General features: G+C 69.1%; 23 protein-coding genes. 12 read left to right on the top strand and 11 right to left on the bottom strand.

The window, feature by feature from the left end:
• Window positions 1–43: 43 nt before the first annotated feature.
• On the top strand, window positions 44–781 hold the full coding sequence (locus tag EPN98_RS10410) for a glycosyltransferase family 2 protein (RefSeq protein WP_293362619.1): 738 nt from the start codon (window positions 44–46) through the stop codon (window positions 779–781).
• 222 nt (window positions 782–1,003) lie between these two features.
• Here EPN98_RS10410 and EPN98_RS10405 read toward each other — a convergent pair whose 3' ends face one another.
• Window positions 1,004–2,818 carry a DUF885 family protein gene (locus EPN98_RS10405; protein ID WP_293362618.1) on the bottom strand — a complete coding sequence of 605 codons (1,815 nt, stop codon included), beginning with the start codon at window positions 2,816–2,818 and terminating at the stop codon, window positions 1,004–1,006.
• Between the two features lie 231 nt (window positions 2,819–3,049).
• Between EPN98_RS10405 and EPN98_RS10400 the strand changes: the two genes are divergently transcribed.
• Window positions 3,050–3,982: a DUF808 domain-containing protein gene (locus EPN98_RS10400; RefSeq protein WP_293362617.1), complete on the top strand. Its 933-nt coding sequence runs from the start codon at window positions 3,050–3,052 to the stop codon at window positions 3,980–3,982.
• A 39-nt stretch (window positions 3,983–4,021) separates the two neighbouring features.
• Here the strand turns inward: EPN98_RS10400 and argF are convergent, their stop codons facing one another.
• Window positions 4,022–4,960 (bottom strand): ornithine carbamoyltransferase, encoded by a 939-nt coding sequence (argF, locus tag EPN98_RS10395; protein WP_293362616.1) that lies wholly within the window; start codon window positions 4,958–4,960, stop codon window positions 4,022–4,024.
• Window positions 4,957–6,186 (bottom strand): aspartate aminotransferase family protein, encoded by a 1,230-nt coding sequence (locus EPN98_RS10390; RefSeq protein ID WP_293362615.1) that lies wholly within the window; start codon window positions 6,184–6,186, stop codon window positions 4,957–4,959. The genes argF and EPN98_RS10390 overlap by 4 nt, the downstream gene beginning before the upstream one ends.
• 323 nt (window positions 6,187–6,509) lie before the next feature.
• Between EPN98_RS10390 and EPN98_RS10385 the strand changes: the two genes are divergently transcribed.
• Window positions 6,510–7,139, top strand: coding sequence for a PEPxxWA-CTERM sorting domain-containing protein (locus tag EPN98_RS10385; protein ID WP_293362614.1), 630 nt, complete (start codon window positions 6,510–6,512; stop codon window positions 7,137–7,139).
• 178 nt (window positions 7,140–7,317) lie between these two features.
• Here EPN98_RS10385 and EPN98_RS10380 read toward each other — a convergent pair whose 3' ends face one another.
• On the bottom strand, window positions 7,318–8,136 hold the full coding sequence (locus EPN98_RS10380; RefSeq protein ID WP_293362613.1) for an ABC transporter permease: 819 nt from the start codon (window positions 8,134–8,136) through the stop codon (window positions 7,318–7,320).
• Between the two features lie 221 nt (window positions 8,137–8,357).
• Between EPN98_RS10380 and EPN98_RS10375 the strand changes: the two genes are divergently transcribed.
• The 3 genes from EPN98_RS10375 (at window position 8,358) to EPN98_RS10365 (ending at window position 10,738) form a co-directional block, all read left to right on the top strand.
• On the top strand, window positions 8,358–8,861 hold the full coding sequence (locus tag EPN98_RS10375) for a GcrA family cell cycle regulator (protein WP_293362612.1): 504 nt from the start codon (window positions 8,358–8,360) through the stop codon (window positions 8,859–8,861).
• A 160-nt stretch (window positions 8,862–9,021) separates the two neighbouring features.
• Window positions 9,022–10,494, top strand: coding sequence for an exodeoxyribonuclease VII large subunit (gene xseA / locus EPN98_RS10370; protein ID WP_293362611.1), 1,473 nt, complete (start codon window positions 9,022–9,024; stop codon window positions 10,492–10,494).
• Window positions 10,495–10,522: 28 nt separating this feature from the next.
• Window positions 10,523–10,738 carry a DUF2093 domain-containing protein gene (locus tag EPN98_RS10365; protein WP_293362610.1) on the top strand — a complete coding sequence of 72 codons (216 nt, stop codon included), beginning with the start codon at window positions 10,523–10,525 and terminating at the stop codon, window positions 10,736–10,738.
• Between the two features lie 148 nt (window positions 10,739–10,886).
• On the opposite strand, the gene EPN98_RS10360 is transcribed toward EPN98_RS10365, so the two are convergent.
• Window positions 10,887–11,759 carry a lysophospholipid acyltransferase family protein gene (locus EPN98_RS10360; protein ID WP_366558474.1) on the bottom strand — a complete coding sequence of 291 codons (873 nt, stop codon included), beginning with the start codon at window positions 11,757–11,759 and terminating at the stop codon, window positions 10,887–10,889.
• Between the two features lie 145 nt (window positions 11,760–11,904).
• Between EPN98_RS10360 and EPN98_RS10355 the strand changes: the two genes are divergently transcribed.
• Both EPN98_RS10355 and hisN read left to right on the top strand, forming a co-directional pair.
• On the top strand, window positions 11,905–12,294 hold the full coding sequence (locus EPN98_RS10355; RefSeq protein ID WP_293362608.1) for a helix-turn-helix domain-containing protein: 390 nt from the start codon (window positions 11,905–11,907) through the stop codon (window positions 12,292–12,294).
• A gap of 115 nt (window positions 12,295–12,409) precedes the next feature.
• The gene (gene hisN, locus EPN98_RS10350; protein WP_293362607.1) at window positions 12,410–13,225 is read left to right on the top strand and encodes a histidinol-phosphatase; all 816 of its coding nucleotides are present in this window, start codon (window positions 12,410–12,412) and stop codon (window positions 13,223–13,225) included.
• Between the two features lies 1 nt (window position 13,226).
• Here the strand turns inward: hisN and EPN98_RS24520 are convergent, their stop codons facing one another.
• The 3 genes from EPN98_RS24520 to EPN98_RS10335 all read right to left on the bottom strand — a co-directional run bounded on the left by EPN98_RS24520 (window position 13,227) and on the right by EPN98_RS10335 (window position 16,164).
• A complete protein-coding gene (locus EPN98_RS24520; protein WP_366558473.1) occupies window positions 13,227–14,837 on the bottom strand; it encodes an alpha/beta hydrolase in 1,611 nt (536 codons plus the stop codon).
• A gap of 8 nt (window positions 14,838–14,845) precedes the next feature.
• Entirely contained in the window at window positions 14,846–15,154 is a 309-nt protein-coding gene (locus tag EPN98_RS10340) for an SCP2 sterol-binding domain-containing protein (protein WP_293362606.1), read from the bottom strand.
• Window positions 15,155–15,327: 173 nt separating this feature from the next.
• Window positions 15,328–16,164, bottom strand: a complete 837-nt coding sequence (locus EPN98_RS10335) for a methyltransferase domain-containing protein (protein WP_293362605.1) — start codon at window positions 16,162–16,164, stop codon at window positions 15,328–15,330.
• Between the two features lie 204 nt (window positions 16,165–16,368).
• Here EPN98_RS10335 and EPN98_RS10330 point away from each other — a divergent pair, with 204 nt between their 5' ends.
• A complete protein-coding gene (locus tag EPN98_RS10330) occupies window positions 16,369–16,824 on the top strand; it encodes an Hsp20 family protein (protein WP_293362604.1) in 456 nt (151 codons plus the stop codon).
• A 58-nt stretch (window positions 16,825–16,882) separates the two neighbouring features.
• Here EPN98_RS10330 and EPN98_RS10325 read toward each other — a convergent pair whose 3' ends face one another.
• Genes EPN98_RS10325 through gpmA form a run of 3 tightly spaced genes read right to left on the bottom strand, consistent with a single transcriptional unit; the run spans window position 16,883 to window position 19,413 of the window.
• Window positions 16,883–18,145: a pentapeptide repeat-containing protein gene (locus EPN98_RS10325; protein ID WP_293362603.1), complete on the bottom strand. Its 1,263-nt coding sequence runs from the start codon at window positions 18,143–18,145 to the stop codon at window positions 16,883–16,885.
• A gap of 38 nt (window positions 18,146–18,183) precedes the next feature.
• A complete protein-coding gene (locus EPN98_RS10320) occupies window positions 18,184–18,648 on the bottom strand; it encodes a bifunctional diaminohydroxyphosphoribosylaminopyrimidine deaminase/5-amino-6-(5-phosphoribosylamino)uracil reductase RibD (RefSeq protein WP_293362602.1) in 465 nt (154 codons plus the stop codon).
• A 54-nt stretch (window positions 18,649–18,702) separates the two neighbouring features.
• Window positions 18,703–19,413 carry a 2,3-diphosphoglycerate-dependent phosphoglycerate mutase gene (gene gpmA, locus EPN98_RS10315; RefSeq protein ID WP_293362601.1) on the bottom strand — a complete coding sequence of 237 codons (711 nt, stop codon included), beginning with the start codon at window positions 19,411–19,413 and terminating at the stop codon, window positions 18,703–18,705.
• 83 nt (window positions 19,414–19,496) lie between these two features.
• Here gpmA and EPN98_RS10310 point away from each other — a divergent pair, with 83 nt between their 5' ends.
• The 3 genes from EPN98_RS10310 (at window position 19,497) to EPN98_RS10300 (ending at window position 22,390) form a co-directional block, all read left to right on the top strand.
• Complete coding sequence (locus EPN98_RS10310) at window positions 19,497–19,742, top strand: hypothetical protein (RefSeq protein ID WP_293362600.1); 246 nt, start codon at window positions 19,497–19,499, stop codon at window positions 19,740–19,742.
• A 13-nt stretch (window positions 19,743–19,755) separates the two neighbouring features.
• Complete coding sequence (locus EPN98_RS10305) at window positions 19,756–20,736, top strand: KpsF/GutQ family sugar-phosphate isomerase (protein WP_293362599.1); 981 nt, start codon at window positions 19,756–19,758, stop codon at window positions 20,734–20,736.
• 151 nt (window positions 20,737–20,887) lie between these two features.
• On the top strand, window positions 20,888–22,390 hold the full coding sequence (locus EPN98_RS10300) for a phosphomannomutase/phosphoglucomutase (protein WP_293362598.1): 1,503 nt from the start codon (window positions 20,888–20,890) through the stop codon (window positions 22,388–22,390).
• Window positions 22,391–22,454: the final 64 nt, after the last annotated feature.

Raw genomic sequence — 22,454 nt, 5'->3', positions numbered from 1 at the left:
ACGATCCTTTCGCAGCCCCGCTTTTCCGCTATGGAGGGCGCATATGGCCCAGACCTCCGGCGCTTCGCCCGACATCTCGATCGTGATCCCCGTCTTCGACGAGGAAGGCGCCGCGCCTGCGCTGGCGCGCGAGATCGCCGCCGCGTTCGCCGGCCGGTCATTCGAGATGATCTTCGTGGACGACGCCAGCCGCGACGGCACCCGCGGCGTGCTGAAGGCGCTGTCAGCCGAGATCCCGCAATTGCGCGTACTGGCCCACCGCAGGAATTCGGGCCAGAGCCGCTCGATCCGCTCAGGCATCCTGGCGGCGCGCGGCGCCGTGGTGGTCACCCTGGACGGCGACGGCCAGAACGACCCGGCCGACGGCCCGGCGCTGGTGGACGCTCTGCTGGCGGGCCCGCCCCAGCTGGCCCTGGTGGGCGGCGAGCGAGTGAAGCGCCAGGACAGCCAGGCCAAGAAGCTGGCGTCCAAGATCGGCAACGGCGTGCGCAAGCGGCTGCTCAAGGACGCGGCCAACGACACCGGATGCGGGCTCAAGGCGTTCCGGCGCGAGGCCTTCCTGCGCCTCCCCTACTTCGACCACATCCACCGCTACCTGCCGGCGCTGATGCTGCGCGAGGGCTATGAGGTGGCCTTTCGGCCGGTGAACCACCGGCACCGCCAGACCGGCCGTTCGAAGTACACGAACCTGGGGCGCCTCTGGGCCTCGGCGTCCGACCTGTTCGGCGTGATGTGGCTGCAGTCGCGCGCCCGCAACCCGGGCGGCGTCGACGAGGTCTAGACGGCTAGAGGGTCGCGAGCAGCCAGACGGCGACGCCGGCGAACAGCAGGCTGCCGGCGAACAGGAGCTGAGCCCAGGCGGCGGGCGCCTGAGAGGCGGACTTGGCGGGAGCGGGCTTGGACATTGCGACCCTCGACGCTGGAACAACCGAGGGTCCCAGCGTCGCGTCCGCAGCCTGAACGCAGCCTGAAATCGCCGTTTAGATTTTGCTGACGCTCTTCGTCAGGCGCGGCTGCGGATCCAGGCCCGCACGCGCGTGTCCAGCACGTTGAGCGGCAGGGCGCCGGCGCCCAGCACCGCCTCGTGGAAGGCCTTGATGTCGAAGCGCGCGCCCAGCGCAGCCCTCGCCTCCTCGCGCAGCGCCAGGATGCGGACCATGCCGACCTTGTATGAGGTCGCCTGGCCGGGGTTGACGATGTAGCGGCGGATCTCGGAGCGGATCTTGGCCGTCGGCTGCGGCGAGTTGGCGGTGTAGTATTCCAGCGCCTGAGCCTCGCTCCAGCCCTTGGCGTGAATGCCGGTGTCGACCACCAGGCGGATCGCCCGCCAGATCTCGCGGCCCAGCCGCCCGAAGTCGCTGTACGGGTCGACGTAAAGCCCCGCCTCCTTGGCCAGCAGTTCGGAATAGAGCCCCCAGCCCTCGGCGTAGGCGCCGTAGTTGCTCTGGCGCCGGAACAGCGGCACGCCGGTCATCTCCTGGGCGAGCGAGATCTGCATGTGATGGCCCGGCCAGCCCTCGTGATAGGCCGTGCCCTCCAGTTCGTAGATGGGCGTGGCGCCGGTATCCGACAGGTGGACGTAGAACACCCCGGGCCGCGATCCGTCGGGCGCGCCCGACGAGTAGTGCGCCGCGCCGCCCGGCTCCTCCCGGAAAGCCTCGACCCGCTTCACGACCAGGTCCGACCTGGGCATGCGGGCGAAGTACTGCGGCAGCCTGGCTTCCATGCCGGTGAGGTAGCCGTCGGCCAAGCGCAGGTACTGCTCGCGTCCCTCGTCGTCGTTGGGGAGGTAGAAGCGCTTGTCGGTCCGCATGAAGACGAAGAACTCGGCCAGCGAGCCCGCAAAGCCGATCCGCGTCTTCAGAGCCTCCATTTCGCCGCGGATCCGCGCCACCTCGCGCAGACCCAGCTCGTGGATCTCGTCGGCGGTCATGTCGGTGGTGGTCTCGTCGAGCAACTGGGCGGCATAGAAGGCCGCGCCGTCCGGCAGCGATCCCGCGCCCTTGGGATCGGCCGCCGCATTCTCGCGGTCGGCGCTCAGCCAGGCCGACAGGCGGTCGTAGGCCGGCTTCACCTCGCCGCCCAGGGTCGCCGAGACGGCGGAGACGAACTTCTGCTCCTGGGGCGTGTCGATCAGGCCCCGCTCGCGCAGCCTGCGCAGCTTGGCCATGGCATCGACGAAGAGCGCCGACTCGCCGTTCCCGGTGAACGGCGCGCCGGTCATCAGGCGGGCGACCTCGGCGATCGACTGGTCGTAGGCGAAGCGCGGCATCCGCACGCCTGCCGCGGCGGCGGCCTTCGCGCGATCCAGGTTCTGGTCCAGCACCTTGGCCATGGCCGACAGGCGCGCGACGTAGGCGTCCATGTCGGCCCGCGTGTCGACCCGGTGCGCGTTGATCAGGAAGTTGGGCAGGCTCGTGTGCGGCCCGCCGCGATTGAAGACGTACTTGTGGTTCCGCCACTTGCGCGCCGCTTCGGCCCGTTCCAGCGCCAGCGCCCAGAGGTCGTAGCTGACCTGGGCGTCCGGGCCCAGGCCGGCGCGATCAAACCGGGCCTTCATGCGGGCCACGCTGCCGCGCCGCCAGGCCAGCCCGCGATCGGCCGCGGCGTCCGTGGGGTCCGACAGCTTGTCGTACAGCTCCTTGCGGCCCAGCCGGGTCAGCTGCTCGGGGTTCTGCCGCAGCGCCGCCTCGAACTCGGCGTCGAGGAAGGCGGTGAGCTGGGCGTCGACGCCCTTCGCCGGCTGAGCCGTCGCCGGGGCCGATAGCAGAGCCGTCGCCGCCGTGCCGAACCCGAAGTCACGCCTTGTGAGCCGCATGATGATCCTCTTTCGCGATACGCGCGTTCACATCGCCTAGAGCATTCACCGGTTCGCTTGAACCGGTGAATGCTTGAGACTCCACAAAGGTAGACCATTCGTCGTTTTGAGCCTGAACCGACCACCGTGACGAATGGTCGGCCAGCTTTGCGCGGACGGGACAAGGGCCGCTTTACGGGCGCGCCGCTTGCCTCTACCGACCCAGAGGGTAGCTCGAGAAAAGGATCGCATATGGCATCGGGCCTGGTCGCCCTGCTGGACGACGTCGCCGCCATCGCCAAGATCGCCGCAACGTCGCTCGACGACGTCACGGCCGCCGCCGGCAAGGCGGGATCCAAGGCCGTGGGCGTGGTGATCGACGACGCCGCGGTGACCCCCGGCTACGCCGTCGGCTTCACGCCCGATCGCGAGCTGCCGATCATCGCCAAGATCGCCCTGGGGTCGCTGGGGAACAAGTTCCTGCTGCTGCTGCCCGGCGCGCTGCTGATCTCGGCCTTCGCCCCCTGGCTGCTGACGCCGCTGTTGATGCTGGGCGGCGCCTACCTCTGCTTCGAGGCCGCCGAGAAGATCTACGAGGCGGTGGTTGAGCACGAGGACACCGACTCCCCGGAGGAACTGGCGCTCAGCTCGAAGGAACTCGAGAAGCAGAAGGTGGTTGGCGCCATCCGCACCGACCTCATTCTCTCGGCCGAGATCATGGCCATCGCCCTCAACGATGTGGCTCAGCAACCGCTGGCCGTTCAGGCCGGCGCCCTGGCGGTGGTGGGTCTGCTGATCACCATCGGGGTGTACGGCGTCGTGGCCCTGATCGTGAAGATGGACGACATCGGCCTGCATCTCTCCAAGGGCCGCGCCGCATCGATGCGCGCGCTGGGCCGGGGGATGGTCAAGGCGATGCCCGTCGTCCTGGACGCGCTCACGCGGATCGGCACCGCCGCGATGCTGTGGGTGGGCGGCGGCATCATCGTCCACGGTCTGGAGCACTACCACTTCAGTCCGATCCCGACCTGGGTCGAGGGCCTCTCGCACTGGGCCGCGACGGCCCCAGCGGTGGGTCCTGTCACCGGCTGGCTGGCGTTCGCGGTGGGCTCGGCGGTGGTGGGACTGGCGGTCGGCGGCCTGATCGTGGCGGCCCTGCACCTCGTGCCCAGCAAGAAGCACTAGGCCCAGAAGGAGCGGGCGGCCGAAGCCGCCCGTCTCGGATCAGATCGCGCCGAAGCACCAGGCCAGGATCGACTTCTGGGCGTGGATGCGGTTTTCCGCCTCGTCCCAGACCAGACTCTGCGGGCCGTCGATGATCTCGTCCGTCACTTCCTCGCCGCGGTGGGCGGGCAGGCAGTGCAGGAAGACGGCGTCCTTGGACGCCTCGCTCATCAGCTTCCTGTCCACCTGGTAGGGCTCGAGCGCGTCGAGGCGCTCGTCGTGGTCGGTGTCGCCCATCGAGACCCAGGTGTCGGTGATCACGCAGTCGGCGCCGCGCACGGCCTCGCGCGGGTCGTGCGTGGTCGTGACCTGACCCTGCTGCTCGGCTGCGCGCGCCAGGTCCATCATGTCCGGGTGGAAGATCGCCGGGGTCGCGATGTTGAACCTGAAGCCCAGCTTCGGCGCCGCATGGATGAAGCTGGAGCACACGTTGTTGCCGTCGCCCACCCACGCGAACGTCTTGCCCGTCACCGGGCCGCGATGTTCCTCGAAGGTCATCAGGTCGGCCAGGATCTGGCAGGGGTGGCTCTTGTCAGACAGGCCGTTGATCACCGGGATCGTCGACCACATGGCCAGGCGTTCGACGTCCTCGTGGACGTTCGAGCGGATCATGATCGCATCGACCATCCGCGAGAGCACACGGGCGGTGTCCTCGATCGGCTCGCCGCGGCCCAGCTGCATGTCGACGGCGTTGGAGATGATCACGTCCCCGCCCAGCTGGCGCATGGCCGCGTCGAACGAGAAGCGGGTGCGGGTCGAGTTCTTCTCGAAGATCATCGCCAGCGTCCGGTCAGCGCCAGGCCGATCGGCGTCGGGGCGCCCCTGAGGCCAGCCCTTGCGGGCGGCCTTGCGAGCCTTGGCGTCCTCCAGGATGGCGCGAAGTTCGTGGCCTTCGAGCTTCCAGATGTCGAGGAAGTGCCGCGGAGCCGCGGCGGTCATGCCGGGACCGCCGCTCTGGATCGGGCTTGGGCCACCCCGCAAGCGCGTTCCAGGCGTTCGATCGCTTCGCGCGCCTCGTCCAGCGACAGCGTCAGCGGCGGCAGCAGCCGCACGCAGTTGTCGCCGCCGCCGGCGATCAGCAGGTGCTGGTCGCGGGCGAGCTGCATGAACTCACGGTTGGGCGTCTTCAGCTTCACGCCGATGAGCAGGCCCTTGCCGCGGATATCCTCGACCACGTCGGGGAAGCGGTCCTTCAGGCCCGACAGCTGCTGGCTGAAGTAGCCGGCGACCTCGCGGACATGCTCCAGCAGCTCCGGCTTCACCAGTTCCTCGACCGAGGCCACGCCCACCGCCATGGCCAGGGGGTTGCCGCCGTAGGTCGAGCCGTGGCTGCCCGGCGTCATGCCGCGGGCGGCCTCGGCCGTGGCCAGGCAGGCGCCCACCGGGAAGCCCCCGCCCAGAGCCTTGGCCACGGCCATGATGTCGGGTTCGCCCGCGCCGTCCGCCCACTCGTAGGCGAACAGCTTGCCGGTCCGGCCCAGACCGCACTGGATCTCGTCGTAGATCAGCAGGATGCCGTGTTCGTCGCACAGCTCGCGCAGGCCGCGCAGGCAGCTCACCGGCAGCGACCGCGCCCCGCCCTCGCCCTGCACCGGCTCGATGATGATCGCCGCGGTCGTCGGGCCGATCGCGGCCTTCAGCGCCTCGTGGTCGCCATACGGCAGGTGGACGAAGCCCGGCATCGGCGGGCCGAAGCCCTCCAGATAGCTGGCGTTGCCCGAGGCGTTCACCGCCGCCAGCGTCCGGCCGTGGAACGAGCCCTCGAAGCCGATGATGTCGATCTTCTCGGGGTTTCCCTTGGCCCAGTGGTACTTGCGCGCGGTCTTGATCGCGCACTCGATCGCCTCGGTCCCCGAGTTCGTGAAGAAGCAGACGTCGGCGAAGGTGTTTTCGGTCAGCAGCTTCGCCAGCTTCTCCTGGTTGGGGATCCGGAAGATGTTGGACGTGTGCCAGAGCTTGTCGGCCTGGTCCTTCACCGCCTGGACCAGCTTGGGATGGTTGTGCCCCAGCGCGGTCACCGCGATCCCGGCCATGCAGTCGAGATAGGCCTCGCCGTCGGCGGTGTAGAGTCGCGAGCCCTCGCCTCGCTCGAACGCCAGCGGGGCGCGCGCGTAGACGCCCATGATGTGATCGCTGGGAACGGGGGCGGTGGTCGACTCGGCCACGGCGTTAGCCCTCCTCAAAAGGAAGCGTCCCCGACGCGGTGGCGACGGGGACCGGAAGGCTTGGCGTTTTCGTCTCGAAGCGCCGCCAAGTCAATGTTTTGCGAGGGAAGACGCGTGGTGCGCGTGACGCCGGATCGCGACCATGCGCGGGTTGCTGGGTTAATTAGAGTTCACCCTTCGGGGGAATCCGGTTTCCGAACGGCAAAGCTTCGTCTCATGTAACGATGTTCAACCGCACGCGCCGAGGATGGGGACCGGCGCATTGCAATCTGGGGTGCATATCAATGAATATCAAAACTCTCTTGGCAGCGGGCGCCGCGGCCATGGCTCTCACGGTCTCCGCCGCGCCGGCGCAGGCCTACGTCTTCGGCTTCTCAAGCAACGACAACCTCGATAAGGTCTTTCTGACGCTGGACGGCGCCACGACCGTTTTCGCCTACGATACGGGCTGGTACAACGGTGGTGACCATAGCACCGACAATACCAACTACATTGTTGCGTCACCCGGCGACATCAGCATCGACGGCTACAATAACTGGTTCGCGTTCGATCTCTCGAACCTGCAGGGCACGTTCACCACGGCCACCCTCACCCTCTACGGGTTCACGTCCACAGAGTCGGCTACGTACACGACGTTCGACTTCGGCGGCAGCATCAGCGCCCTCACGGGCGGTACCGGCGGCGTCGCGGCGTTCAACGATCTGGCCAGCGGCGCAAGCTACGGCGCGTTCGCCTACTCGCCGGCCGACAACAACCAGTTCCGCACTCTGACCCTCAACGCGAACGCGGTGGCCGGCATCAATGCGGCCGTCGGCGGCAACTTCGCGTTCGGCGGCACCCTGAGCCCCGGCGTCGCCGTGCCCGAGCCGGCCACCTGGGCGATGATGCTGCTGGGCTTCTTCGGCCTGGGCGGCGCGATCCGGGCCCGCAAGTCGGTCGCTGCGGTCGCCTGATCCAGATAGAGCAGGCCTAACAAGGACGCCGCTGTCCCGATGGGGCGGCGGCGTTTTCATTTGGGACCCGGACGCCCCGCCCCGGGGATTTCGGCCTTAACGTCCATCTGCGCCGCCGGCTTCAGGCCGCTCGGCGCTGAGAGGCGTGACGCCCGGCGAGGAGCGCGGGTCGAGGCCGTCAGGTCTTGATCTTGTAGCCCACCTTGAACATCCAAAGCGACACCCAGCCGAGGCTCAGGACCAGCACGGCCGTCATGATCGCGCCGACCATCAGATTGCTCTCGGCCTGGCCGGTGAAGCCGTAGCGGAAGCCGTCGATCAGGTAGAAGAACGGGTTGTAGTGGCTGGCCGTGCGGAACGGCTCGGGCAGGCGCTCGACCAGGTAGAACGTCCCCGACAGGAACGTCATCGGCATGATGACGAAGTTGGTCACCGCCGCCATGTGGTCGAACTTCTCGGCCCAAAGCCCGGCCATGATGCCGATGAAACCCATGATGAAGGCGGCTCCCAGGCCGAAGTAGAGGATGGCCCACGGCTGGGCGATGGGCAGGCGCGCGAACGGCAGAACCGCAACCATGCTGACCAAGCCCACCAGGATCCCGCGTGTCGCCGCGCCGCCGCCGAAGCCCGCGACATGCTCTGCGGGCGTGAGCGGCGGGGTCAGGAAGTCGCCCATCAGCCCGTTGAACTTGGCCTGCAGCAGCGACGAGGAGCTGTTGGCGAAGGCGTTCGACAGGATCTGCATCATGATCAGGCCGGGCGCCACGAACGTGCCGTAGGCGACGCCGTGCACCTCGCGCCCGCCGCCGACGGCCACCACGAACACCAGCATGTACAGCAGCGCCGTGACCACCGGCGCTGCCAGCGTCTGGGTTCCGACCTTCAGGAAGCGGCGGACCTCGCGCACGTACAGGGTCTTCAGACCCTCCCAGTTCACCCCGTGATAGGCGCGCGGCTGGGGCGGCAGGATGGTCGGGGCATCGGGGAGATCTCGCATGGCCGAGATGTGCGCGCTGCGGCGCCGTGGCGCAAGTGCGTCCAAATCCGACTCAACATCTAGTTCCTGTGGATGATCGCAATGGCGCCTATTGTGGCTCTTAGGCGTTTGTTTACTACTGATGGTGGTTGGTGGGCGGCGAGAGTGCTGGTCGCCACAAGATGTTGATTACCGGTGCAGTCCTGGGGGCGCGCCGGACCCTCTGGGTGGGAGGCGGGACCATGGGCTGGACCGACGAACGGGTCGAACTACTGAAGAAGCTCTGGCAGGACGGCCTTTCGGCCAGCCAGATCGCCAAGCAACTGGGCGGCGTCACCAGAAACGCCGTAATCGGCAAGGTGCACCGTCTGGGCCTGTCGGGCCGCGCGACGCCGTCCAAGCCGCAGCGCACCGTGTTCAAGGCGCCGCGCCCGGCGCGCCCCGCGGCGGCCGCGCCGTCGGCCCCGCGCCGCATCGCCGAGCCGGTGACCGCGCACCCGGCGCCCGCGCCGGTGCGCTACGTCGACGAGACGCCCGGCACCGCGACGGTGCTGACCCTGGGCGCCCACATGTGCAAGTGGCCGATCGGCGATCCGTCGCTCGACAACTTCACCTTCTGCGGCCGCCGCTCGGAAGAGAACGGCCCCTACTGCCACGAACACGCGACGGTGGCCTACCAGCCGGCGCAACAGAAGAAGAAGTCCAGCGCCGCCGAGCTCGCCCGGAGCCTGCGCCGCTACATCTGAGATCCGCTGGAGAGCGGTCGTCTATCCGTTGGGGATGGGGGACGCGGTGGGAGCCGAAGCTGGCGCAAGCCTGCTTAAGGGTCCGACCGCGTCCCTTTCTGTTTGAGGCTTTGCGCCTCTCGCAGTTTGGCCGGGTCGCGCAACCCGCTAGGCTGAACGCATGACCGACTCGGCGACCACCGCTGACCCCGGCGGCAACGCCCAGCCCTACTCCGTTTCGGAGCTGGCGTTCGCGCTGAAGCGGACGCTGGAGAACGCCTACGGCTTCGTGCGCCTGCGGGGCGAGCTGTCGAAGGTGACCCACCATTCCAACGGCCACGTCTATCTGACCCTCAAGGACGACCGCTCGGCCATCGACGGCGTGGTCTGGAAGGGGTCGGTCCGGAACCTCTCGGTGCGGCCCGAACACGGGCTGGAAGTGATCGTCACCGGCAAGATCACGACGTATCCGCAGGGCTCGCGCTACCAGATCGTCATCGAGACGATGGAGGTGGCCGGCGTCGGCGCGCTGCTGGCGCAGCTGGAACGTCTGAAGCAGAAGCTGCACGCCGAGGGTCTGTTCGACAGCGCCCGCAAGCGGCCCTTGCCCGACATGCCCGCCGTCGTGGGCGTGATCACCAGCCCGACGGGCGCCGTGATCCGCGACATCCTGCACCGCATCCGCGACCGATGGCCGTGCCGGGTGATCGTGTGGCCCGTGGTGGTCCAGGGCGACGCCGCCGCTGTCCAGGTGGCGAACGCCATCCGCGGCTTCAACGCTCTGTCGCCCGGCGGGCCGGTCCCGCGCCCCGACGTGCTGATCGTCGCGCGCGGCGGGGGCTCGGTGGAGGATCTCTGGGCGTTCAACGACGAGGCGCTGGCCCGCACCGTGGCCGAGGGGACCATCCCGCTGATCAGCGCCGTCGGCCACGAGACCGACACCACCCTGATCGACTTCGTCTCGGACCGCCGCGCCCCCACGCCCACCGGCGCGGCCGAGATCGCGACGCCGGTGCTGGCCGAGCTGAAGGCGCTGGTCTCGGACCTCGGCGCGCGCATGCACCGGTGCGGCGGTCGGGTCGTCGAGGATCGCCGCGCGCGCATCGAGCACGCCGACCGCGCCCTGAAGCGTGTGCCCGACCTCGTGCGGCTGGCCGAGCAGCGGTTCGACATCGTCTCGGGCCGCCTGGGCGCGGGTCTGGCCAAGAACGCCGCCGTCCATGAGCGCGACCTGGTCCGCGTGGCCTCGCGCCTGTCCCCGCTGCTGCTGCAGCGCCCCCAGGCGGTGCAGAAGGACCGGCTGGACCGCCTGAGCGTGAGACTTGAACCTTCCGTACGGAGGGGGCTGGAACGGCTCTCCGAGCGGCTGCAGAGCCTGTCGAAGCTCTACGCCTCGGTCGACCCGGACCGCCCGCTGCAGCGTGGCTTCGCCCGTGTCACCCGCTCCGACGGCTCGATCGTCCACGCTGGCGCCGCGCTGGCCAGCGGCGAGGGCGTCAGCATCAAGTTCGGCGACCAGGTCACCCGTCAGGCTGTGATCGACGGCGCCGCGACCGAGGCCCCGCCGCCGGGTGCGCCGTCCGTGGTGGCAGCCGCCCGTCCGGCGCGCGCCCGGCCCAAGGCCGATGCTCCCGAACAGGGCGATCTGTTCTGACGCCCCCGCACGCGCTACACAGGCGGCCATGAACGCCCATGACCGCAACCTTGGGGCCAACGACCTCGCCAAGCTGCACTACGGCGACGGCGACTACGCCGTGCTGCGCCCGGGCCGCTACGTGCTGTGCGCCGTGACCGGCCAGAAGATCCCGTTGGAACAGCTCCGCTACTGGAGCGCCGAGCTCCAGGAAGCCTACGCCAGCCCCGCGGAGTCGCTGAAGCGCTGGCAGGAGACCCGCTGAGCCGCGCGCATCCCTCCCCGCCGGGGAGGGACCGGCCGCGGAGCGGCCAGGGTGGGGAGGTATCGATCCTCCCAGACCGCGGCGCTTCGGCCCACACATCCCCACCCGTCTCGCTTCGCTCGCCACCCTCCCCGAGAGGGAGGGAAGTTCACCTCTTGCGATACATCTCGCTGGGCCACCGCCGGTGGACCCAGAACCAGTCGTGCGGCCTGGCGCGGATGCGGTCTTCGATGAACGCATTGATCCGCTTCACGCCCGCCGTGAGGTCGGCCGCCTTGTCGCCGGTGTTTTCCAGGACGATCGAGTCGTGGACGATAATCCTGAATCGCGCCGCTTCGCCCACGCGCTGTACGCTCATCGGCTGTAGCGGCACGCCGAAGCGCAGGGCGAACGTGGAGGGGCCGGGCGCCGTGTGGGCCATGACGCCGAACAGCGGCGCCTCGACGCCGCCGTTGAACTTCTGGTCGTTCATGAGCGCCACGGACTCGCCGCGCTCCAGCGCCCGCATCAGTTCGCGCGCGCCCTCCAGGCCCTTGGGCGCAAACAGGCGCACGCCGTAGCGGTAGCGGACGCGGCGCACGCGCTCATCCACATAGGGGTTGTTCATGGCCCGGTAGGTGATCTGAGATTTCACGCCCGCGCGCACGATGGCGGCGGCCATGAGTTCGAAGTTCGAGAAGTGGCCCGAGATGAACACCACCGGCCCATCGCCCGCCGCAATCGCCTGCAGACGCTCCAGGCCCTCGATCTCGAGACGGCCCGTGTCGGCTACGATACGGTCGATGATGGTGAATTCGATTAGGGATCGGCCCAATTCAGACCACTGCGCCTGCAGGAGTCGCGCGATCTCAGGGTCGTCTGCATTAGGGAAGGCGATGCGCAGATTCCGCTCGGCGACCCGGTGCGCACGCGTCAAGGGCCCCAGCGTGCGAAATAGGCCGGCGCCAAAATTCGACACAGAATCAACAGGAAACAGACGCGCCAAGGCGCTAGCTGCATCAAACAGCAGAGCCTGAAGCATCCAAATCGCTGTTGCGACGTATGAGTGATTAGGGGCCGCCATTCACCTTGTTAGGCATGGCAGACCCTGGTGGGCAATGGAGGCGGCTGGCGTGGGAATTGCGATGTCTCAACCGCGGAGTCCCGAAGCGGGACGAAGGGAAATCATGGTCGGGGATTCCATGGACGAGATCGACATCCATCTGGGCCGGCGCCTTCGTCGCCGTCGTCGCCTTCTGGGCCTGACCCAGCAGGAGCTGGCGCACGCCTGCGGCGTCCGCTTCCAGCAGATCCAGAAGTACGAGTGTGCGGCCAACCGCATGTCGGCCGCCCGCCTGTGGCAACTGGCCGAGGTGCTGGAAGTGCCGATCAGCTACTTCTACGAGGGCCTGACCCGGGACCAGCGCGAGAGCCTGGAACGCGAGGGTTCGTCGAACGAGACGATGGCCAGCAAGGAAACCCAGGACCTCATCCACGCCTACTATCAGCTCGGTGAGCGTCCCCGCCGCCGTCTGCTCGACCTCGCCAAGGCGATGAACGGCGAGATCGAGGCCTAAGCCCGAGCTCCCGAGCCTGTGGAAACAGGCTCGAATTCAAGAGCTTGAGCGCGTTCCGGACGCAAAGTCGGCGTCCACTTTGCGGAACGCGCCGGGCCGGGGTAAGCGAGGGGCCATGACCCTCTCCGCGCCCCGCCTCGCCGAGTTCGACGCCTTCTGCCTCGAGCTCAATCGCGCCGCCGCCGGAGCAATACTCCCCTTGTTCCGCGGCGCTCACGGCCTCTCCAACAAGTTTGAGGTGACGGGCGGCTTCGACCCGGTCACCGAGGCCGACAAGGGCGCCGAGCGCGCCATCCGGGCGCTGATCTCCGAGCGCTATCCCGATCACGGCGTCATCGGCGAGGAGTATGGCGAAGACCGGCCCGACGCCGAGTTCGTGTGGGTTCTCGACCCCGTCGACGGGACCCGGGCGTTCATCGCGGGGCTGCCGCTCTGGTGCACGCTCATAGGCCTGCGCCACCAGGGCCAGCCCGTGCTGGGCTCCATCGGCCAATCGTACCTGGGCGAGATCTACATCGGCCACGCCGGCGGCTCGCGTCTCGTGACCGCGACAGGCGAGCGGCCCCTGAAGGTCCGGACCTGCCCCCGGCTGACCGACGCCGTCATCGCCACCACCGATCCCGAGGCCTGTTTCACCGGCGCCGAGCTGGGCGCCTGGCGCCAGGTGCGGGCGGCGGCGCGCCTGGCGCGGCTGGGCTGCGACGCCTACGCCTACGCCATGGTGGCCGCGGGCACGATGGACATGGTGATCGAAGCCGGTCTCAAGAGCTGGGACATCGAAGCCGCCATCCCGCTCGTCGCGGGCGCGGGCGGGCTCACCACCGACTGGCGGGGCGAGCCCGTGGGACGACACGGCGGCCAGATCGCCATCGCCGGCGACCGCGCCTGCCTTGAGGAGGCGCTTGTCGCCCTGAAGCGCTCGGCCGTCTGACCTATTTCTTGGCCGGCGTCTTCTTGGCGGCGGCGGGCTTCTTTGCAGCCGCAGGCTTCGTGGCCGCAGCGGCCTTCGGCGGGGCGGGCGCCTTGGCCGCAGGCTTCGCAGCCGGCTTGGCGGCGGCCTTGGCCGGAGCCGTCTTCGGCGCAGCAGCCTTCGGGGCGGCTTTCGCGGCCGCGGGCTTTGCCGCGGGCTTCGGAGCCTTCGGGGCGGCCTTGGACGCCGCAGGCTTGGCCGCCGGTTTGGCGGCGGGCTTCGCTGCCGCCTTGGGCGCAGCCGCCTTAGCCAGCGCCGCAGCCTTGGCCGGGGCCGCTGCCTTCTTCGTCGGAGCCGCCTTCGCCGCCGTGGGCTTCGCAGCCGCTTTGGCCGGAGCCTTGGCCTTGGTGGCAGGCTTGGCTGCGGCCGGCTTCGCAGCGGGCTTGGGCGCGGCCGCCTTCGGAGCGGCGGCCTTCTTGGGCGCCGCGGCCTTGGGCGCCGCAGGCTTCTTCGCCGCCGCGGGCTTGGCTGCTGGCGCCGCTGCGGCGGGAGCCGGAGTTGCGGCAGGCGTTGCAGCGGGCGCCGGCTTCGGCGCTTCCGCCACCGGCGCGGGGGCCGGCTCAGGCTTGGGCGCGGGGGCGGCGGCGGCAGGCGCCGGGGCGGGCTTCGGAGCCTCGGCGGGCTTCGGCGCAGCCTTGCCGGTGAGCGCGTCGAACACTCGCAAGAAGATGTTACGCATGTCGTCCGTCTCCATCAGGATTTCGTGGTGGGCGCCCGGAACGGTGATCAGGCGTCCCTGAGGCAGGTTCCGGGCCGCGGCGGCCTGGGCAAGGTTGTCGACGAGGGCGTCGTCGCTGGCGGAAACGATTTCGACCGGAATGGTCACGTTTCTCAAGCGCTCGGGCTTGGCCAGGGCCGCCATGGCCTTGAAGGCGAAGTCCAGCCAGCCCCAGGTGGGGCCGCCCAGCGCCAGATCGGGATTGGCCCGGACCTGGGCCCGATAACGATCGAAGCGTGTGCGATCGTGGGTGAGCACATTGCCGTCGAAGGTGTCGTCGAACGGCTGACCGGGATCGTTGCGGGCGTAGCGCCCGCCCTGGCCCAAACTGATGTTCAGGGAGGTCAGCGCGATGGCCGCCGCCTGCGGAACATTGCCCAGGCGCAGCCCCAGCATCGGGGCCGAAAGGCAGGCGCCGGCGAACCGCCGCTCGCCGTTCGCCAGCGCCAGCAGGGTCAGGCAGCCGCCCATCGAGTGGCCCACCGCGATCCACGGCTTCGGCAGCCGCTCCTCATAGGCGGCCAGCAGACGTCGGTAGTCCTCAAGGAAGGTCTTGAAACCCTTGGCATGGCCCTTCAGCCGGTCGCCCAACTCGCGCGCAGACAGCCCCTGTCCGCGCCAGTCATGCGCCAGCACGACGAAGCCCCGGTCCATGAACTCGCCGATCACCTCGAAATACTTCTCGATCGGCTCGGTGCGGCCGCCCGACAGCACCACCGAGCCGCGGGCGCGGCCCTTGGGCGTGAACAGCGCCGCGCGCAGCCTCGCGCCGCCAGCGCCTGTGAACCAGTCGGCTTCGGCGCCCGGCGGAACCGGCGCTTCGGGGATATCGACGAGGGGGGCAGGCTCAAGCATCGGGGCGCCTAGACGGCCCTCTCGAACAGCGCCTGGATCTTGGGCTGCAGGCTGAACGCCAGGCCCATGTCCGAGAGCTTCATGCGGCCGGTCATCACGGCCTTCATCGGGTCCAGTTCGCGCTTGCCCAGCCTGACCAGGTCGGCGCGGCTGACCGAAACGGTCAGGTCGGCGGGCCGGTCGTCGTTTGTCACCGATGCGCCATCGACGTGGATCACGCCCTCGCCGCGCAGGTCCAGCTTGACCGTACGGTCAAGGCCGTCGCCGGACGCGGCCGCGCGGCGGATGCGGTCCGTCAACTCCTCGAGAGTGGCCATGGCCCCAGCGGCTCTCCTGAATCGCGCGGCGAGCTTCGCTGCGCCCGGTGGCTGTGTAAACCGCCCGTGACGACGTTACGCAGGTTTGACGACCTTGAGCGCCATCCGGGCGCCTGTGGCGAACCCACGACGCCAGCGTCGGCGCCGTGGGTCGCAAGGTCAAAGGCGCGCGGTCAGCCCACCTTCACGAACTTCAGCGTCATCCGATCGCTCTCGCCGATCGCGTCGTACTTGGTGCGGTCGAAGTTCGGGTCCGAACCGCGGCCGCCCGCGGTCGTCCAGCGCGAGGGCGGCAGCGTCCACACGCCGAACGGATGGTCCTTGGTGTCCTTGGGGTTGGCGTTCACCTCGGACTTGGCCGCCAGCTTGAAGCCGGCCTTCTCGACCATGGCGATCACCTCGGCCTGGCTCATGTAGCCGGTCGACCACTTGGGCGCGGACGGCTTCGGATCCGACCGGTGCTCCTCGACCGCCAGGACGCCGCCGGGCTTCAGGACCGCGTGAACATCCTTCAGCACCTTGTCGAGGAAGGCCGCGTTGGGCGCCCAGTTGTGCAGGTTGCGCGCGGTGATGACCATGTCGGCCGAACCCGGCGCGCCCAGCGGGCCCGAAACCGGACCGAAGCCGATGACCTTCACCTCGCCGAACTTGGCGGTGTCGGCATACTTCTTCTCGAAGTTGGCCCGCGCCGCCTTGGCGCCTTCCGAGATCTGCGGGTTCGCCAGGTCGGCGCCGGTCGCATAGTAGGTTCCGCCCGTGGCCTTGGCGTAGGGCGCCAGGATCTCAGTCCAGTAGCCGCTGCCGGGGGACAGCTCGATCACGATCTGCTTGGGCTTCACGCCCCAGAAGGTCAGCGTGGCCTCGGGGTTGCGGGCGGCGTCGCGAGCCTTGTGCTCAGGGGCGCGCTGGGCGCCGGCGACAGCGGACTTGAGTTGGGCGTCAGCAGCCTGGGCGGGCGCGGCGACCGAGAGAGCGACGGCCACGGCGCAGGCCGAAGCAAAGCGGAGCATGGGGGAGTTCCTCCTGGTTGGGTGCGGCAACCTAGAGCGCGAATTCATACGCGAACAGCCCTTGAACGCTCGAATCCGGCCCCCTAACTCAATCGGCGGAGGCGCTGGATGTCCGGGCCTCCTGGGCTGCAGGCGAGGCCGATTTCGGGTCGCCACAGGTCCAATCAGAACCGCAACCTTGCTTTGAAAGAGGGATGTGACCGCATGCGTACGATTGACTTTTCCCCCCTGTATCGCTCCGTCGTCGGCTTCGACCGCCTGGCGAACCTGCTCGAGACGGCCGCTGCTGATGGCGCCGCCGGCTATCCGCCCTACAACATCGAGCGCACCGACGAGAACGCCTACCGCATCGACATCGCGGTGGCCGGCTTCCGTCCCGAAGAGCTGAACGTCGAGGTGAAGGAAAACCTCCTTACCGTAACCGGCCGGAAGGCCGCCAACGACGAAGCCAAGACGTATCTGCACCGCGGCCTGGCCGAGCGGAACTTCGAGCGCCGCTTCCAGCTGGCCGACTATGTGGTCGTGACCGACGCCAACCTGGCGGACGGCCTGCTCTCCATCGCCCTGAAGCGCGAGCTTCCCGAGGCGCTGAAGCCCCGCACGATCGCCATCACGACCGGCGTTCAAGGCAGCCTGATCGAAGGTGAAAAGGCCGCGTAAGCGCCCTGTCAGGCGAAAATCGGCGGCGTCCCCCGGAGGGGCGCCGCCCTTTTTCATATCAGATGCTGTCTTCCAGCCCGCGGGCGCCGTGGCGCTGGACGCGGGTGAAATCGGCCTGCTTCAGCATCGCGCCCGAGAAGTTGGCGCGGCTGACGTCGGCGTCGACGAACAGCGCATGGCGCACATCGGCGCGGGTCAGGTCGGCGCCCTTGAGCTGCGCGCCCGTCAGGTTGCAGGGCAGCACCCGATCCGAGCCCAGCAGCAACGGACCCATCTGAGCCTCGCGCAGGTCGGCGCCCGACAGCTTCGCCCCGGCCAGCCGCGCACCGCGCAGATCGGCGCGGCGCAGGGTGCAGTTCCGCAGGTCCGCCCCCTCGAGCTGGGCGCCCTGGAGCTGCACGCCCTCCATGTCGAGGCCGTAGAAGACGGCCTGCTTGGCCGATAGCGCTGTCAGGTTGTAGCCGCGGACCGCCGCGAGGCCACGCAGGTCGGCGTTGTCGAACGACGACGGCTTGCCCTCGGCGCCCCCGGTCTCGCACCAGCGGGCGTGCTCCTTCAGCATCTCGCCGTAAGGCAGGTCGCTGAGCGCGCGGCCTGACGGCGCGTCGGTCAGCACGCCGGTCATGTTGCACTCAGTGACGTTCCACGAAACCGTCCGCGCACCTACCAGGATGGCGTCGCGCAGGTCGGCGCCGGCCAGGTCCGCGCCGGACAGATCGGCGCCCGACAGGTTGGCCCCCCGCATCGAGCATTGCTTCAGGTTCGCCCGGATGAGCTTGGCGTCCTTCATGATCGCGTCGGTGAAGTCCGCCCGCACGGCCATGGCGCCGGACAGGCGCGAACGCTCAAGGTTGGCGCCGGCGAGGATCGCGCCCTGCAGTTCGCCGGAATTGGGCGCGCCGATCTCGAGTTTGCGGAAGCCGAACTCGCGGCTGCCGGCGGCCAGCGTGCCTTCGCGCAGGTCGGCCTCGAACAGGTCGGCGCCCGTCAGGTTCACGTTGCGCATGCAGGAGCCGCGCAGGTCGGCCCGGCGCAGCGAGGCCTCGCGCAGATCGGCGCCACTCAGGTCGGCGCAGAACAGCGTGGCGTTGTCGAGCCGCGCGCCCCGCAGGTTGCAGTCGTTCATGATCGCGCCGGTGAAGTCGGCGTCGCAGAGATTGCGCCCTTCGAGGGTCACGCCCGACAGGTCCTTGAACGCGAAGACCGCCCGGGCGCCTCCCGGTTTGGAACTCCACAGCCGATCGTGGCGCGCGCAGATCGCGTCGACCACCGCCTGGCTCAGGCGGGCGTTCACGAGCTCTCTGGCGTTGTCGGAGGGCATGGCCTTGCTAGGCTTACGAATAGGCGTCGTGAACCATGCTAGGTCCGCGGGATTAACGGCGACTTTCCAGGGCCTTGCGCCGGCCGATACGCCGCATAAAGGGGCTCGGCGACGCTCCGCAACAACCCCTGATCGGTGATTATGCCCGCGGCCTGCAACCGGCGGGCGCCTTCGCCGGCGGCGTAGACCGACGAATCACCGCAGGCGATAACCACCCGGACGACGCCCGCCGCCACCAGCCGCTCGCTGCACGACAGCCCGCCCGCCGAGCGTTTCGCACACGGCTCGAGCGTCACATAGGCCGTGGCCCCGCGCGCCGCCTCGCCCGCCGCGGTGAGAGCGTTTTCCTCGCCGTGAACCTTTCCGCCCACGCTGGTGACGCCCTCGCCCACGACGACGCCGTCCCTGGCCAGCACGCAGCCCACCGACGGATTGTCGCCCGTCCGGCCGACGTGTGTCTGCGCCAGGGCGATGGCGCGCGCCATGAAGTCCTCGTCGCTCATGGCGCCATGATGGGGGCTCGCCGCGCGAGGCGGAAGGGCTGGTCTCGTCGCGTCCTAGACCGCCGGGATCGCCGTCGCGCGGCTTTCATCCAGGTAGCGCGCCGCCGTCGGCTTCAGGTTGGCGTCCAGCTCGATCACCAGCGGGTTCGAGGTGGGGATCTCGACGTGGACGATGTCGTCGTCCGACACGCCGAACAGCACCTTCACGATCGCCCGCAGCGAGTTGCCGTGCGCCGCGACCAGCAGGGTCTCGCCGGCCCGCAGGCAGGGCGCGATCTCGGCGTCCCAATAGGGCTGTACGCGCACCAGAGTGGTCTTGAGGCTCTCGGTCGAGGGCAGGTCCAGGCCCGCGTAACGGCGGTCCTTCGAGAAATCGAACTCGCCGCCCGGCGCCAGTTCCGGCGGCGGAATATCGTAGCTGCGGCGCCAGACCTTCACCTGGTCGGCGCCATGCTTGGCCGCCGTCTCGGTCTTGTTGAGGCCGGTCAGGCCCCCGTAGTGGCGCTCGTTCAGCCGCCAGTCCTTCACCTCGGGCACGAACGCCTGTCCCGCCGCGCCCAGCGCCAGCCAGGACGTGCGAATGGCCCGCGTCAGCACCGAGGTGAACACCCGGTCGATCGCGATGCCGGCGGCCTTGATCAGCTCGCCGCCCTTCTTCGCCTCGGCCTCGCCCTGCGCCGTGAGGTCGACGTCGACCCAGCCGGTGAAGCGGTCTTCCAGGTTCCACTGGCTCTGGCCGTGACGCAGCAGGATCAGGGTGGGCAAGGCGGTTGCTCCTTCGAGGCGGGACCGGTCGGCTAGAGCACTAGGGCCTAGGGCGTCAAGGCGAGCCGGGCTATAGCGGGCCGATGCTCGACCGCTTCTACCTGCCGATGCTGGCGCTCTGCGCCATCGCCGCCGTCGCGCTGGCCCTCGTTTGGCCGCAGGGCCTGGGCGACCGCTCGCCCGCCCCGTTCGGCCACGAACCCGTGCAGCGCACCGCCGAACGCCAGGCCGCGATGCGGCGGGAGACCGAGGCCGCCCAGCGCCGCGTCGACCAGGCGCGCGAGGCGGTCCGCAATATTCAGAACCAGGCGATCGCGCCCTCCCAGTGAAGAACCTGGCCCCATGACGCTGAAAGACACCATCGCCGTCGGTCGGCGCGTGCTGGAAACCGAGGCCGAGGCGCTGGTCCGCATGGCCGCCGACCTCGCCGAGCCCTTCGCCCAGGCGGTCGAAACCCTCTTCACGGCGCAGGACAAGCCAAGAAGTGGGCGCATCGTCTGCACCGGCATCGGCAAGTCGGGGCACGTTGCGCGCAAGATCGCCGCGACCCTCGCCTCGACCGGCAGCGCGGCGATGTTCGTTCACCCCAGCGAGGCCAGCCATGGCGATCTGGGCATGATCGGCGCCGACGACGTGATCCTGGCGCTCTCGAAGACCGGCGAGACCCGTGAACTGGCCGACGTCATCGCCTACGCCGCCCGCTTCGACATCCCGCTGATCGCCCTGACCGCCGCGCCGGACGGCACGCTGGCCCGGGCCTCCGACATCGTGCTCCTCCTGCCCGACGCGCCCGAGGCCACCGACGCGGTGAACGCGCCCACCACATCCACCACGCTGCAGATGGCGATGGGCGACGCGCTGGCCGTAGCGCTGCTGGAGCGGCGCGGCTTCCAGCCCAAGGACTTCAAGGTGCTGCACCCGGGCGGAAAGCTGGGGGCGATGCTGCGAACGGCGGCCGACCTGATGCACGGCCGCGAGGAGCTGCCGCTGGTCGCACCCGAGACGCCGATGCAGAAGGCCCTGCTGGTGATGACGGAAAAGCGCTGGGGGATCGTCGGCGTCGTCGACCCCCAGGGCCGCCTGCTGGGCGCCATCACCGACGGCGACCTGCGCCGCCACATCGTGGGCCTGCTGGATCACACCGCCGGCGAGGTCATGACCCCCGGCCCCCGCAAGACCGCCCCGCCCGGCATGCTGGCCGGCGAGGCCCTGGCCCTGATGAGCGACCCGGCGCCGGCCGTGACCGTCCTGTTCGTGGTCGACGACGGCAAGCCCGTCGGCATCCTGCACGTCCACGACCTGCTCCGCGCCGGGGTGATGTAGCCGCTCCCGGCCCGCCTCCTCCCGTTGCGAGAGAGGGGCGCCGGCGCATCGGCCGCGGAACACGTTCTCGCCGTTAAGGCTTCCGCAGTGGCGCCCCCGCTATCCGCCGGGCTAAACACGCGCCCGACACGCCGCTTCCCCCGGAGTCCCGATGCTGCCCGTTCCCCGCGCCGACCTGGTTCCCAACACCTGGGACTACGAGATCACTCCGCTGGTGAAGGCGACGGGCTTCCGCGAATACGACGCGCGCTGGCTGTTCGGGCCCGAGATCAACCTGCTGGGCATCCAGGCGCTGGGCCTGGGCCTGGGCACGCTGATCCATGAGATGGGCCAGAAGCGGATCGTGGTCGGACACGACTACCGATCGTATTCGCTTTCCATCAAGCAGGCCCTGACCATCGGCCTGGTCGCCGCGGGCTGCGAGGTGCTGGACATCGGGCTGGCCGTCTCGCCGATGGCCTACTTCGCCCAGTTCGACCTGGACGCGCCCTGCGTGGCGATGGTCACCGCCAGCCACAACGAGAACGGCTGGACCGGCGTGAAGATGGGCGCCCAGCGTCCCCTCACCTTCGGCCCCGACGAGATGGGCCGGCTGAAGGAGCTCGTCCTCGGCGGCAAGTGGGAACAGCGGCCCGGCGGCTCGGTGGCTCACATCGCCGGCGTGGCGGAACGCTACATCGCCGACGCGGCGTCGCGGGTCACGCTCAAGCGCCCGCTCACGGTCGTGGCCGCTTGCGGCAACGGCACGGCCGGCGCCTTCGCGCCGCAGGCTCTGCTGAAGATGGGCGTCGCCACCCTGATCGAGATGGACTGCGAGCTCGACTGGACCTTCCCCAAGTACAACCCGAACCCCGAAGACAGCGTCATGCTGCATGCCATGGCCGAGATGGTTCGCAGCACGGGGGCCGACCTGGCGCTCGGCTTCGACGGCGACGGCGACCGCTGCGGGGTGGTGGACGACGAGGGCGAGGAGATCTTCGCCGACAAGATTGGCCTGATGCTGGCGCGGGATCTCTCGTATCTGCACAAGGACGCGACGTTCGTGGTCGACGTGAAGTCGACCGGCCTGTTCGCCACCGACGAGGTGCTGAAGGCCAACGGCGCCAAGACCGTCTACTGGAAGACCGGCCACAGCTACATCAAGCGCAAGACCGCCGAGCTGGGCGCCCTGGCCGGCTTCGAGAAGAGCGGCCACTTCTTCATGAACCCGCCGATCGGGCGCGGCTATGACGACGGCCTGGTGGCTGCCGCCGCGATCCTGGCCATGCTGGACCGCAATCCCGGTAAGAAGCTCAGCGACCTGAAGAAGGCGCTGCCGGTGGCCTACACCTCGCTGACCATGAGCCCGCACTGCGCCGACGAGGTGAAGTACGGCGTGGTCGATAGCGTGGTGGCCGAGTACACCGCGCTGCGCGACGCGGGCGGGACCATCCTGGGCCGCAGGATCGTGGACCTGATCACCGTCAACGGCGTCCGCGTGGCGCTGGAGGACGGCTCCTGGGTGCTGGTGCGCGCCTCGTCCAACAAGCCCGAGGTGGTCGTGGTCGTCGAGAGCACCCAGTCCGAGGACGACATGCGCCGCCTGTTCCACGAGGAAGTGAAACCCCGCCTCGCGAAACGCCCCGAAGTGGGCAAGTACAACCAGGAAATCTGAACATTCACCGGCGCGGCGCGGATTTTGCTGCAGCGCAAAACCGTTGTGCCGTTGCGGCAGCCTG

Source organism: Phenylobacterium sp. (assembly GCF_004299445.1).
Classification (GTDB): Bacteria; Pseudomonadota; Alphaproteobacteria; order Caulobacterales; family Caulobacteraceae; genus Phenylobacterium.
This window is presented reverse-complemented; position numbering and strand designations above follow the sequence as displayed.